This window comes from Blastococcus sp. SYSU DS0539 (assembly GCF_054050855.1).
This window is the reverse complement of the sequence record NZ_JBJHAF010000017.1, coordinates 15,323-28,621: the sequence shown is the minus strand read 5'-3', so window position 1 is coordinate 28,621 and position 13,299 is coordinate 15,323. Positions and strand designations below refer to the sequence as shown.

The following is a 13,299-nucleotide window of genomic DNA, read 5'->3' as shown; positions in this document are numbered from 1 at the left end:
GGAGACTGGGCGCGTGCTGCCACCGCCGGGAACGCCGCAGACCGATCTGCCGGTGCGCGCCGCGCTCCCCGCGCTGTCGGACGCCCTCGCCACGGCCGGCGCCGCCGTGCTCGTCTCGCCACCGGGGACCGGGAAGACCACGCTCGTGCCGCTCGCCGTGGCCGGCGCGGTGCCCGGGCGCGTCCTGGTCGCCGAGCCGCGCCGCGTCGCCGCCCGCGCGGCGGCACGCCGGATGGCGGCGCTGCTGGGCGAGCCGGTCGGCGGCCGGATCGGGTACAGCGTCCGCGGCGAGAGCCGGCGCGGCGCCGCCACCCGCGTCGAAGTGGTCACCACCGGCCTGCTGGTCCGCCGCCTGCAGGCCGATCCGGAGCTGCGCGGGGTGGACGCCGTGCTGCTGGACGAGTGCCACGAACGGCACCTGGACACCGATCTCGCGCTCGCCTTCTGCCTGGACGTCCGCGCCGCGCTGCGCCCGGAGCTCCGGCTGCTGGCCATGTCGGCGACGGCCCGGGCGGAGCGGCTGGCCGTCCTGCTCGGCGGCGACGGGGCGCCGGCCCCCGTCGTCGAGGCCCCCGGCGCCCTGCACGACGTCGACGTCGTCTGGTCCCCGCCGGCCGGCCCGGTCGATCCACCGCACGGCCTGCGGGTCGACCCGCGCCTGCTCGGCCACGTCGCCGCAACCGTCCGCCGCGCGCTGACCGAGCGGGCCGGTGACCTGCTCGTCTTCCTGCCCGGCGTCGGCGAGATCGGCACGGTGACCGGGCAGCTCGGCGGGATCGACGCCGACGTGCTGCCGCTGCACGGCCGGCTGCCGGCCGCGGCGCAGGACGCCGCGCTGCGGCCGGGGCCCCGCCGGCGGGTCGTCCTGGCCACCGCGCTGGCGGAGAGCAGCCTGACCGTGCCGGGCGTCCGCGTCGTCGTCGACGCCGGGCTCGCCCGGGTGCCGCGGGCCGACCTGTCCCGCGGCCTCGGCTCGCTGGTCACCGTGCGCGCCTCGCGGGCGTCGGTCACCCAGCGCGCCGGGCGGGCCGGCCGGGAGGGGCCCGGTGCGGTCTACCGCTGCTGGACCGCCGCCCAGCACGACCGGCTCCCCGCGCACGACGAACCGGAGGTCGCCACCGCCGACCTCACCGCCTTCGTCCTGGAGCTGGCCTGCTGGGGCGCGCCGGACGGGTCCGGACTGGGCCTCCTGGACGCTCCCCCGGCCGCCGCCCTGCTCGTCGCCGGGCAGACGCTGCGGGCCCTCGGCGCGGTGGACGGGGACGGCCGGGCGACCGCCCGGGGGCGCGCGCTGACCGCGGTCGGGGTGCACCCGCGGCTGGCCCGCGCGCTGCTCGACGGCGCCCCGCTGGTCGGCCGTCGCCGGGCCGCCGAGGTGGTCGCCCTGCTCTCCGCGGACGTCGCCGTCCGCGGGGACGACCTGACCGCGTCCTGGCGGGCGCTGCGCTCGGGTGCCGACCGGGGTGCCACGTCCCGGTGGCGGGACGAGGTCAGCCGCCTCGAGCGGGCCGCCGGGGACGTCGCCCCGCCCCGCCTGCCCGACGACACCGCGGCCGGGCTGGTGGTCGGCCTGGCCCATCCCGAGCGGATCGCCCGGCGCCGGCCGGGGACCACCGGCACGTACCTCATGGCCGCCGGCACCGGTGCCGAGCTGGCCCCCGGAACGGCCCTGACCGGCGCGCCCTGGCTGGCCGTCGCGGTCGCCGACCGGGCCCCCGGCCGGCGGGACGCCCGGGTGCGGTCGGCCGTCGCGATCGACGAGGCGACCGCCCTCGAGGCCGCCGGCGCGCTGCACGGGGACCGGGACGAGGTGTCCTGGCGCGACGGCGACGTCCGCAGCGCCCGCGTGGAGCGACTGGGCGCGATCGTCCTGGCCGAGCGCCCGGCGGGCGCGCCGGACCCGGCTGCCGTGGCGGCGGCGGTCGCCGAGGGGCTGCGGCTGGAGGGCCTCGGGGTGCTCCGCTGGACTCCTGCCGCCCGACGGCTGCGCGAGCGCCTGGCGGCGGCGCACGCCGGGCTCGGGGACCCGTGGCCCGCCGTCGACGACGCGGCCCTGCTCGCCGGCATCGACGTCTCCGGTGCCCGCAGCCGCGCCGACCTGGCGCGGCTGGACGTCGCCGCGGCGCTCCGCGCGCTGGTCCCCTGGCAGGCGGCCGGCGAGCTGGACGCCGTCGTGCCCGACTCCGTGACGGTGCCCACCGGGTCCCGGATCCGGATCGACTACACCGATCCGGAGGTGCCGACCCTCTCGGTGCGGGTGCAGGAGGTGTTCGGCTGGGCGGCGGCACCGCGGGTCGCCGGCCGGCCGCTGCGGCTGCAGCTGCTCTCCCCCGCGCAGCGGCCGGTGGCCACCACCGCGGATCTCGCCGGTTTCTGGGTCACCGGGTACCCCGCCGTCCGCAGCGAGCTCCGGGGCCGCTATCCCCGGCACCCCTGGCCGGAGGACCCGGCGGCCGCTCCGGCCACGAAGCGGGCAACGTCACGCCCCCGACCGCGCGGCTGAGGCTGCGGCCTGCCCCGGCCCCGGAGAGGATCGACCGGTGACGACGCCGACGACCGACGACCGGGGTATCGATGCGAGCTGGCTCGACGCGCTCGACCAGGAGCACCAGGTGGCGCAGGAGACCATCGACCAGCTGCGGGGGATCATCGGTGAACCGCCGGCCGACCTCGAGGACCGGGCGCCCATCGTCGCCCGCCCCGGCGACGTGCTGGAGATCGACGAGGCCGACGTCGTCTGCGAGGACGGCGAGGTCCGGCACATCGACGGCGAGCTGCCGGAGGACTTCCCGCTGGGCTACCACTGGCTGCAGTCCCCGGAGGGACGCCGCCGCCGGCTGATCGTGTCGCCGGGCCGCTGCTGGCTGCCCGAGGACCGCGCCTGGGGCTGGGCGGTGCAGCTGTACGCCGCCCGCGGCCGCGCCAGCTGGGGCATCGGTGACCTGGGCGACCTGCGCAGCATCCGGCGGATGGCCGCCGAGCAGGGCGCGGGCTTCCTGCTGATCAACCCGCTGCACGCGGTGGCCCCGATCGCCCAGCAGGAGGCCAGCCCCTACCTGCCGGCCACCCGCCGGTTCCGCAACCCGATCTACCTGCGGGTGGACGAGGTGCCCGGTGCCGAGGGCGTCGACCTGGAGAGCGACGCCGGCCGCGCCCTCTCGGAGGGCGCGCTGATCGACCGCGACGCCATCTGGGCGCGCAAGCGCGAGGTCCTCATGCGGATCTTCTTCGCGCACGGCGGCGGGGAGGCCTTCGGCCGCTGGCGGCAGGAGCAGGGGCAGACGCTGCAGGACTGGGCCACCTGGGCGGCGATCACCGAGGAGCACGGCGCCGACTGGCACACCTGGCCCGACGAGCTGCGCCGCCCCGACGGCCCCGGCGTCGCCGGCTACGCCGAGCAGCACGGCGCGGTCGTCGCGTTCCACGCCTGGCTGCAGTGGGCGCTGGACCTGCAGTTCACCGCGGCCACCGGGGACATGACCGTCATCCAGGACCTGCCGATCGGCTTCGCCGGCGGCGGCGCCGACGCCTGGGCGTGGCAGGAGGTGCTCGCCGACGGCGTCAGCGTCGGCGCCCCGCCGGACGCGTTCAACTCCGCCGGGCAGGACTGGGGCTCCCCGCCGCTGATCCCCTGGCGGCTGCGCAACGCCGACTACGAGCCGTTCATCCAGTCCATCCGGGCCACGATGGCCGGGGCGGGTGGCCTGCGGATCGACCACGTCATGGGCCTGTTCCGGCTGTGGTGGGTGCCGAGGGACGGCAGCGCCGCCGACGGCGCCTACGTCCGCTATCCCGCCGAGGACCTGCTGAACATCGTCGCGCTGGAGAGCCACCGCGCGCAGGCGCTCGTCGTGGGCGAGGACCTCGGCACCGTCGAGGACGGCGTCCGGGAGGCCATGGCGGAGCACGGGGTGCTCTCGTACCGGCTGCTGTGGTTCGAGGACGACGCCCCGGCGGAGTGGCCGGCCGAGGCCATGGCGGCGATCACCACGCACGACCTGCCGACCGTCGCGGGGCTGTGGACCGAGGCCGACGTCGACGAGCAGCGGGAGCACGGGACCGGCACCGACGAGGAGCTCGAGCGCGGGCGGAGCTCCCTGCTGGCGCACCTGCCGGGCCTCTCCGACGACGCCACCGTCGAGCAGGCGGTGGAGCAGGCGCACGCCCTGCTGGCGACGGCGCCGTCGCTGCTGCTGTCGGCGACGCTGGACGACGCCCTGGGCGAGCAGCGCCGGCCGAACATGCCCGGCGCTGATGACCGGCCCAACTGGTCGCTGCCCCTGCCGGTGCCCGTGGAGGACCTGCCGGAGCACCCCCTGCTGCAGACGGTCGCCCGCACCCTCGCCGAGGGCCTCGACAGCGACTGACGCCCGAACGCATCCGGCGCGGCACCCCGGTCGGGGTGCCGCGCCGGTGCGCGTCCGCGGCGCCGGTCAGGTCAGGACTCGGCGCCGTCCTGGTCCTCGCGGCCCTTGCCCTTGCCCTGGTCGAGGACGTCGGTGCCGGGGCCGCCGATCAGCGTGTCGCTGCCGTTGTCCCCGTGCAGCCGGTCATCGCCGGGGCCGCCCAGCAGGACGTCGTCCCCGTTGTCGCCGTTGATGACGTCGTTCCCGTCGCCGCCGCAGATCACGTCCGCGCCGTTGCCACCGGTGATGACGTCGTCGCCGCCCGACCCCATGATCACGTCGACGCCGTTGCCGCCGTGGAGCACGTCGTCGCCCTCGGTGCCGACCGACGTGGGCTCGAGGCCCTGGCAGAGCAGCGGCTCCGGCTCGACGACGGCCTCCTGCAGGTCGATGCCGAGCAGCAGCGGGTCGTGGTCGCTGGAACGGTAGGGGTTCGTCGCGTACAGCGCGGGGTCGCCGGAGTACTGGTAGGCAAAGGACTCCACCGAGTTGATGTTCCAGTGCACCACGTCGGTCACCTTGGCGGTGAGCTCCGTCGTGGCCAGCGCGTGGTCCAGCGAGCCGGACAGCGCGTCGAACACGTAGCTGTAGCGGCCCGGGTCGAACTGCTTACCGAGGTCGACGAAGCCCTCCTCGCGGAGGACCTCGATCGGGTCCTCCTGGGTGTAGGCGTTGAAGTCGCCCATCAGCAGGACGTCCGGGTCGCCGGTCTGCGCCTCCAGCTGCTCGGCGAAGGCCCCCAGCGACGCCGCCTGCCGCACCCGGTCACCGTTGAAGGAGCCTTGGCCGGTGTCGAGGTTGTCACCGGTGCCGGTGCCACCCTTGGACTTGAAGTGGTTGGCCACCACGGTGAAGGCGTCGCCGTCCGCGGTGAACGTCTGGGCGATCGGCTCCCGGGCGTTGGACCAGACCGACTCGTCGACCAACCCGACCGAGTCCCCGACCGGCGTGACGACGGCGGGCCGGTAGATGATCGCGTTCCGGATCACGTCCCGGTCGACCGCGTACAGCTCCTCGGGGAACGGCACGTAGGCCCACGTGCCGGCGCCGGCGTCGGCGTTCAGCCGGGCCACCAGGTCGGCCAGCGCGGTGTCGGCGTCGCCCGGGGTCAGCCCGGTGGAGTCGGTGTCCTCGATCTCCATCAGGGTCACCACGTCGGCGCCCAGCGCGTTGATCGCCGGCACGATCTTGCCGGCCTGCTCCTCGAACTCCGCGTCGCTGGTGGCACCGCGCCCCACACCGCCCTGGGTGAGGAAGTAGTTGAGCACGTTGAACGCGCCCACCTGGACGTCACCGCCCACCTCGCCCGGCGCGGCCGGACGGGTGTTCTGCAGGGCGAAGACGCCGTCCGCGGTGCCGTCGGCCGGCTGCAGCCGCCAGGCGTCGAACCCGTAGCCGAGCACGAGCGGCTCGGTGAAGGTCAGCTGGTCACCGACCCGGACCGGGGTCTCCGGGGACAGGTAGGGGGCCGTGGTCACGCCGATCCGGCTGCTGGACGCGTCGTCCAGGGTGATGCTGCGCAGCGCGTTGTCCGCCGCGATCGCCTCCGCCTCGGCACCAGGGCGGGCCAGCTCGGTGGGCTGGACCAGCCGGCCCCCCTCGGACAGGGTCAGCTCGCCGTAGCTGGTCAGGTCGTAGACCTCGCTGACGGTCAGCGTGTCGACGGGGGCGACCAGCATGGCCTCGAGCCGCTCGCGGTCGGCGTCACCGGCGGGCAGGTCCAGCGGCGCCGGCTCCGGCAGGTCGGCGACGGTGCCGTCGGCGCAGACGCCCACGTTCGCCTCGCCGCGGATCTGGGTCTGGTCGAAGTACTCCTGGGCCGGGCCGGTCACCGCCACCGTGTCGCCCAGGTCCACCGCGACGGAGCTGAAGACGAAGATGCCGTCCGAGGTCGCCGGGTCGCCGTCGCCGTCGGCGTCCTGCAGGTAGAAGCCGGACAGGCCGGGGACGTCGCCGACGACGACGCCGCGCACGGTGACCGTGGCGCCGGCCAGCGGGGTGGTCGCGCCGGTGCCCTGCACCTCGCCGATCTCGTGGGTCACCGGGGTGTCGCAGACCTCGCCGGCGGCCGGCGGCGGCTCGACCGGGGTCGGTGCGGCGTTCACCGCACCCGGGGTGGCCGCGGCCGGACCGGACCACACGAGCGCATCGGTGGCAGCGTCGTAGCTGCGGGACAGCGACTGCCCGATCGGTGTGCTGCTGCTCTCGGTGACGCCGATGTCGGTGCTCGTCGTGCGGTCGGCCGGGCCGCCGACGGCGGTCATCGTCCCCTCGTAGGAGAGGAACTCGAGCACCTCGCCGTCCGCCTCGACCAGGGCGATCCCGTCCGGCGACCCGTTCTGGATGCCGTCGGCCGGGTACTCGACGACCGCGACGGCCGGGGCGTCCGCGGGCGCGGTCACCGCGGGGAGCGCGTCGGTGTCGTAGGTCGCGCCGTTGCCGCCGTTGTAGAGGACCACGGACAACCCGGCCGAGCTGGTGCCGGCGGGCAGCTGCACCTCGACGAACTCGCCGGCGTCGGTGCCGGCGTTGTCGTAGTGGAGCTCGGAGATGAACGGGGTGGTCGGCGGCGCCGCCTGCGCGAAGGCGGGCAGACCCACCACGGCCATGGAGGCGGCGAGGGTGCCGAGAGCAGTGCGGCGCGCGAGGACGCGCGGACTGCCGATGCGTACGAGCACGGAGAAGTCCTTCCGGACGATCGTTGAGGTGCGAGGACGTTAAGCCGATCGAGTGACGAGCCGCATCACGGAAGGTGACGTCTACGTGACGGAACGGTCCTGCTGTTCGATGCGTCACAGGCGGTCGTCCGGTCATGCGCCGTTCACCTCCCGGTGTGACGCTCGCCCGGCCAGTCCCACCGACCTCGGAGCGTCATGTCCCTGACCCACCTGCGCCGCGGCACCGTCGTGGCGACCGTCGCGGCCTCCCTCGTCGGCGGCAGCCTCGCCGGCACCGCCGCGGCCGCGGATCCCGCGACCACCACCCCCGACTTCACCCTCACCCTGCTGCACGCCAACGACCTCGAGTCCGCGCTGCTGCCGGTCACCACCGAGGACGGCGACACCTACGGCGGCGCCGACCGCTTCGTCGAGCTGATCCGCCAGCAGCAGATCGCGGCCCTGACCGGCCGGCCGGTCGAGGGCCAGGCCAAGAAGCGCGGCGTCGTCACCATCTCGGCCGGCGACAACTTCCTCCCCGGCCCGCAGCTGGCCGCCAGCGAGGACTCGCGGCGGCCCATCTACGACGCCACCGCGTTCAACGCCGCGCGCTTCGACGTGTCGATCCCCGGCAACCACGACTTCGACCTCGGCCCGGACTTCTTCGCCGAGTGGATCGGCGACCTGCGCCCGCAGACGACGATCGTCTCCAGCAACCTCGGCTTCGCGGACGAGCCGGCCCTCCTGGCCCGGGTCGCGGACGGCACCATCGTCACCTCGCACGTCGTCCGGGAGCGCGGGGAGCGGATCGGCTTCATCGGGCTCACCACGCCGGACCTGCCCCGGCTCACCAGCTCGCGCGGCGTGACGGTGGACCCCGACCTGGCCGGGATCGCCAACGCCCAGGCCGCCGCCTACGAGGCCGCCGGCGTCGACAAGGTCGTGCTCGTCTCGCACCTGCAGGACATCGACAACGAGGTCGCGCTCGCCGCCCAGCTCAGCGGTGTCGACGTCATCGTCGGCGGCGGTGGGCACGAGCTGCTCGCCGACGAGGGCGACCCGCTGGTGCCCAACGGCACCGAGGTCCACGGCTCCTACCCGCTGACCCCGACCGACGCCGACGGCGAGGTCGTCCCCGTCGTCACGACGGCCGCGCTCTACTCCTACGTCGGCCGCCTGGTCGTCACGTTCGACGCGGCCGGCGAGCTGCTGACGGTGCACGACGAGCTGTCGCGCCCCATCCCGGTCGCCGCTCAGGGCCCGGACGCCGTCGCGCCCAACTACGCGGTCGACCGGCAGGTCGTCCGGCCGGTGGAGCAGTACGTCGCGGACCTGGCCGAGCAGGTGGTGGCCACGTCGGAGGTCGAGCTCAACGGCCTCCGCGACGACGTCCGGAGCCGGGAGACCAACCTCGGCAACCTCACCACGGACGCCCTGCTCGCCGCCGGCCGGCGCGAGGCCGACGCCCTCGGCCTGACGGCGCCGGTCGTGGCGCTGCAGAACGGCGGCGGCATCCGCAACGCCTCGGTGCTCCCGGCCGGCGAGATCACCGCGCTGGACACCTACACGGTGCTGCCGTTCTCGAACTTCGTCGGCGTCGCGCCGGCCATGCCGGTGGAGACCTTCGTCGCCGGGGTCGAGCGCGGCCTGTCGGGTCTGCCGGGGTCGGCGGGCCAGTTCGCCCAGGCCGCCGGCTACCGGGTCACCTACGACGTGTCCCAGCCGGTCGGGTCCCGGGTCGTCGACCTGGTCCTGGACGACGGGACCGTCCTCGTCGAGGACGGCGTGCGGACCAGTGCGCTGGAGACCATCTCCGTCGCGACGATCGACTTCCTGCTCCGCGGCGGTGACGGCTACCCCTTCGACGGCGTCGCGTTCACCGTCCTGCCGGTGACCTACCAGGAGGCCCTCGAGACCTACCTGGTCGAGGACCTCGGTGGCGTCGTGTCCGCGGCCGACTACCCCGTCGGTGGCGAGGGTCGGATCACCTCCGTTCCCTGATCCGGTGACCCCACGGCGGGCGCCCTCCGCGAGTGCAGGGGGCGCCCGCTGTCGTTCGTCGGCGCCACGGGGCGTCGTCGAACGCATGTTCGACCGGCGTGCGAGACTCCCCTGCATGGCAGGCGGGATGCACCGGGGGCGCGGCGGCCGGTCGCTCGGCGAGCGGGCGGCGGAATCGGGAGTCGGTGCACAGCTCCCCCGCCCGCCGCTGCAGGAGCCGCCGCCCTCGCCCGCCGGGACCAGCCGCCCGGTGGGCGGGAGCAGCGGCGAGGGCCGGCACTGCTGGGTGCACGACCCGCCGGAGGCGCCGGGCACCTGGCCCGGTCTGCTCGTGGAGTGGCAGCAGCGGGACGGCGGCTGGCAGGGCCGCGTCACCTACGCGCTGACCGGCCCGCACGGACCGGCGCTGGTCGAGGCCTGGCTGCCGGCGTCCCGGCTGGAGCCGAGGTGATCGTCGTCCCGGTTAGCCCGGGCGGGTCGCGGCTATGCCCCCTCCCGACCGCATCCCCACCGAGCCGGAGGACACCCCGATGAGCGAGCCCGACCGCCCCACCCTCGACGACGTCATGCAGCCCCAGGAGTCGGCGCCCCGCGACCGCCAGGAGCACGCCAAGGACCCGCACCTGAGCGACGAGGCGCTCGAGCACCGCACCGAGCAGGAGCGCCAGGCGGTCGGGTCCGACGACGCCGACCCGGCCGGCGCCGACGTGCACTCGGCCACCGACTGACCCTGCTCCGTCCGGGCGGCGCACCCGCCGGACCGGGTGCGCCGCCGGGCAGACCGGCAGGAGGAGCCGAGCGGTGCCGCTGCTGACCGCGGGCGACGTCGCCTGCTGGCTGCTCAAGACCTCCGCCCCGCCGGAGCAGCTGTCCCCCGGCTGGCGCGCCGGGGAGGAGCGGGTGCTCACCCGGTGCCTCCGCCCGTCCTACCGGGTCGGCCTGCTGGCCCCCGGGCAGCCGTGCCTGCTCTGGCTGAGCGGCCGCCACCACCCCGGCGTGCACGCCGTGGGCGCCGTGGCCGGCCCGGTCGACGACGGTCCCGGCGGCCCCTCCGTGCCCGTCCGGCTGGCGCTGCTCGACCAGCCCCTCCCCCGCGCGGAGCTGCTCGCCGACCCGGCGTTCGCCGGGGCCGAGGTCGTCCGGATGGCCGCCGGCAGCAATCCCTCCTGGCTGTCTGCGGGCCAGTTCGCCGCGGTCCGCGCCCGGCTGGACCGGACCGGCCTGGGACCATGGCGGACGTGACCCCGAACCGCCTGCGCTGGGGCGCCCTCACCTGGGTGCTGACCCTCCAGTTCTTCGTCGTGGAGGCCCTCGCCCAGGTCCGCTACGCCGGCCCCTACTCCCGCGTCGACGACGTGATCAGCGCGCTGGGCGCGAGCGACTCCGCCGCCCGGCAGCTGATGAACGCCTCCTTCGTCGTGCAGGCGGCGCTCATCCTCGGCGGCGCCCTGCTGCTGCGGCCGGCGCTGCGCGGAGGGAGCGCGGGCCCGGCGGTGCCGCTGCTCCTGGGCGTGACCGCGCTGGGCGTGCTGCTCGTCGGGGTCTTCCCGGCCGACGGCAGCAGCACGATGCACACCATCGGAGCGGTGCTGTACCTGGTGGGCGGCGGGCTGGGTCTGGTCACGCTCGCCTACGCCGTCCGCCCCCGGTCCGAGGCGCTGGGCACGACCGTGGTCCTCCTCGGCATGGTGGCGATCGCGGCGACCATCTTCTTCCTGACCGGCGTCACCGGGTTCCTCGGCGAGGGCGGCACGGAGCGCGCCGCGGCCTATCCGCTGCCGATCGCGCTGGCCCTGACCGGGGGCGGGCTGTGGTGGGTGGTCCGGCCGGGCGACGCGGCGCCCGAGGAGTCCTCGCTGCGCGCCGAGCGCGCGCGCGAGCAGGCCCGCCGGACCGAGCAGGCCCGTGCGCGCGACGCCGCCCTGGAGTCCGCCACCCGACCGGGGGCGACGGCGCCCCCCGCCGGGCCCACCGGGACCGAGCCGGGCGACGTCGACCCCGAGGACCCGTGGGCGCCCGCTCCCCGGCAGCGCTGACCGGCGCTGCGGATCGGGCCGGGGATCAGCCGGCCGGCTCGATGCGCAGCACCTCCCGTACGGGTCGCCGGCCGCTGACCGCGGGGGGCGGCGCGTCCGGGCCCTGCCGCGGATAGCCCATGCGCAGCAGCATCTGCGGGTGCCCGACCAGCGACAGCCGGGACTGCATGCGGGTGCGGGTGGCCGGCCAGTCGAGCGCCTGGGTGAGCGGCGAGGCGACCAGGCCGGCGGCTGTCGCGTGCAGCAGCACGCGCCCCAGCGCCCGCCCCGACCGGACCCAGGCGGCGCGGTCGTCCCCGTCGGTGCCCATCAGCACGACGGCCGGCCGCTCCACCTCCGGCGGCGGCGCCGCGGGGTCACCGGCGGCCCGGAAGGCGTGCGGCTCGCGGTGCCCGGCGACGAAGTCCCGGATCAGCCAGTTGGAGGCCCGCTCGTGCGGGTCCTCGCTCGGCACGGCACCGAGCGGGACGCCGTCCACGGCGGCGGGGTCGGTGCGCAGCCAGCTCTCCAGCTCGGCGAGGTAGGCCGGATCCCCCTGCTCCATCTCCTCGGCCCGGGAGATGAGGAAGACGGTGGCCACCTCCTCCTCCGAGCGGGTGATCGGTTTGAGCCACGTCCCGAAGACCTCCGCCTCGGCCTGCAGCCGCGCCAGGAGGTCGTCGGGCACGGCGCGCGCCTCGAACGGCGCGCGCACGGTGTGCCGGCGGTCGATCGCGTCGGCCAGCGCCCGGGCGTCGGAGGACGCCTTCCCCGCCGGCGCGATCCGGACGCTCGCGAGGTGGGTGGGGTCGGCGGCGTCGGGCAGCTCGTCGACGTCGGCGCCCTCCCCCCGGGCGGCGAGCGCCACCACCGCGAACTCCAGCGCGATGCCGCAGCTGATCACCTGCTGCCGGCCGCTCGGGTCCAGCACCGGCAGCGCGCGGCCCGGATCGAGGAACAGCTCCAACCGGTCGGGCCGGGCCACGAACCGCCACGGCTGCGTGTTGTGGATCGACGGCGCCCGCGTGGCCGCGGCCACCACCTGCGCCCAGTCCTGCTCCTCCACCACGAACCTCCCGGCCGGTCGCCTCCGACGGCCATCGGCGATGGCCCCGTGCCGTGCCTACCCCATCGCCGCGGCGTCCTGCACACCCGGCCGTCGATCCGCGCGCCTACCCCTGATCCGCGACGCCGGCCCGTGCCGCCGGGAACCCGGCCGCCGGCACCAGCGGGCGGGGCCGGCGGCGGGACACCGCCACCCCGGCCAGGCACACCGCGCCCCCGGCCAGCGCCAGCAGCGGCGGCGTCTCCTCCAGCAGCAGCCAGCCGAGCAGGATGACCAGCGGCGGCACCAGGTAGGTGGTGACGCCGAGCCGGCCGGCGTCCATCCGGGACAGCGCGTAGGCCCAGGTGCTGAAGGCCAGCGCCGTGGGCACCACGCCCAGGTAGACCATGCCGGCGACCGAGGCCGCCGGTGCGCGGCCCAGGTCGGCGACCAGCGCGCCGGCCCACGGCAGGCAGCACAGCGCCCCGATCGCGCAGGCGGTGAAGGTGACCTGCAGCCCCGGCAGCCGGCGCAGCAGCGGCTTCTGCGCGACCACGCCGACCGCGTAGGTGACCGCGGCGACCACGCACAGCACGACGCCGGCCAGGTCCGCCTCGGCGCCCCGCGTCGCGACGCCGATCAGCAGCACGCCACCGAACGCGACGGTGATGCCGACGACCAGCCAGCGCGGGAAGCCCTCGCCCAGCCACAGCCCGGCGAGGACGGCGATGAGGATGGGGCCGATGTTCACCAGCATCGCCGTCGTCCCTGCGTCGAGGTGCTGCTCGGCGGCGTTGAGCGCCACGTTGTAGACGGCGAACCAGCCGATGCCGCAGACCGCCAGCAGCCGCCAGTCCCGCGCCGCGGGCCGCACCCAGCCCCGCCGGGCGACCAGCAGGCCCAGCACGAGCGTGCCGACGAGCAGCCGCCCCAGCGCCAGGGCGCCCGGCGAGAGGTCGTCGCCGACGGCGCGGATGCCGACGAAGGCCGACGCCCAGGCGAGCACGGTGACGACGACGGCGAGCAGCGTGCGGCCGTCGGGTACGGCGGCGGCGGTGGTCACGACCGGACCCTAGGTCGGTGGACCGACCGGATCCCGGCGGTTCCCGGACCCGGCGCTCGCGGTCCGGGAACTGGCAGGAACGCTGCGGTCCCGCCTGCCGAGGTGCTCAGCC

At 76.1% G+C, this 13,299-nt stretch carries 10 protein-coding genes; 7 read left to right on the top strand and 3 right to left on the bottom strand.

All coding sequences use genetic code 11. From position 1 onward, the window contains the following. The first annotated feature begins 13 nt into the window (after nucleotides 1–13). Together hrpB and malQ are read left to right on the top strand one after the other, a co-directional pair. A complete protein-coding gene (hrpB, locus tag ACI790_RS18325; protein ID WP_456571217.1) occupies nucleotides 14–2,503 on the top strand; it encodes an ATP-dependent helicase HrpB in 2,490 nt (829 codons plus the stop codon). A 37-nt stretch (nucleotides 2,504–2,540) separates the two neighbouring features. Further along, nucleotides 2,541–4,367: a 4-alpha-glucanotransferase gene (gene malQ / locus ACI790_RS18320; RefSeq protein ID WP_456571216.1), complete on the top strand. Its 1,827-nt coding sequence runs from the start codon at nucleotides 2,541–2,543 to the stop codon at nucleotides 4,365–4,367. A gap of 71 nt (nucleotides 4,368–4,438) precedes the next feature. Here malQ and ACI790_RS18315 read toward each other — a convergent pair whose 3' ends face one another. Continuing rightward, nucleotides 4,439–7,084, bottom strand: a complete 2,646-nt coding sequence (locus ACI790_RS18315; RefSeq protein ID WP_456571215.1) for an ExeM/NucH family extracellular endonuclease — start codon at nucleotides 7,082–7,084, stop codon at nucleotides 4,439–4,441. Between the two features lie 195 nt (nucleotides 7,085–7,279). On the opposite strand from ACI790_RS18315, the gene ACI790_RS18310 reads away from it, so the two are divergent. The 5 genes from ACI790_RS18310 (at nucleotide 7,280) to ACI790_RS18290 (ending at nucleotide 11,100) form a co-directional block, all read left to right on the top strand. After that, on the top strand, nucleotides 7,280–9,064 hold the full coding sequence (locus tag ACI790_RS18310; protein ID WP_456571214.1) for a bifunctional metallophosphatase/5'-nucleotidase: 1,785 nt from the start codon (nucleotides 7,280–7,282) through the stop codon (nucleotides 9,062–9,064). A gap of 115 nt (nucleotides 9,065–9,179) precedes the next feature. Then, entirely contained in the window at nucleotides 9,180–9,515 is a 336-nt protein-coding gene (locus ACI790_RS18305) for a hypothetical protein (RefSeq protein WP_456571213.1), read from the top strand. A 79-nt stretch (nucleotides 9,516–9,594) separates the two neighbouring features. Beyond that, entirely contained in the window at nucleotides 9,595–9,792 is a 198-nt protein-coding gene (locus ACI790_RS18300; protein WP_456571212.1) for a hypothetical protein, read from the top strand. A 73-nt stretch (nucleotides 9,793–9,865) separates the two neighbouring features. Next, complete coding sequence (locus ACI790_RS18295; RefSeq protein ID WP_456571211.1) at nucleotides 9,866–10,306, top strand: hypothetical protein; 441 nt, start codon at nucleotides 9,866–9,868, stop codon at nucleotides 10,304–10,306. Continuing rightward, a complete protein-coding gene (locus tag ACI790_RS18290) occupies nucleotides 10,294–11,100 on the top strand; it encodes a DUF998 domain-containing protein (RefSeq protein ID WP_456571210.1) in 807 nt (268 codons plus the stop codon). Before ACI790_RS18295 ends, ACI790_RS18290 begins: the two co-directional genes overlap by 13 nt. Nucleotides 11,101–11,125: 25 nt before the next feature. On the opposite strand, the gene ACI790_RS18285 is transcribed toward ACI790_RS18290, so the two are convergent. Together ACI790_RS18285 and ACI790_RS18280 are read right to left on the bottom strand one after the other, a co-directional pair. Beyond that, complete coding sequence (locus tag ACI790_RS18285) at nucleotides 11,126–12,145, bottom strand: Acg family FMN-binding oxidoreductase (protein WP_456571209.1); 1,020 nt, start codon at nucleotides 12,143–12,145, stop codon at nucleotides 11,126–11,128. A gap of 106 nt (nucleotides 12,146–12,251) precedes the next feature. Then, nucleotides 12,252–13,187 carry a DMT family transporter gene (locus ACI790_RS18280; protein WP_456571208.1) on the bottom strand — a complete coding sequence of 312 codons (936 nt, stop codon included), beginning with the start codon at nucleotides 13,185–13,187 and terminating at the stop codon, nucleotides 12,252–12,254. Between the last annotated feature and the right edge of the window lie 112 nt (nucleotides 13,188–13,299).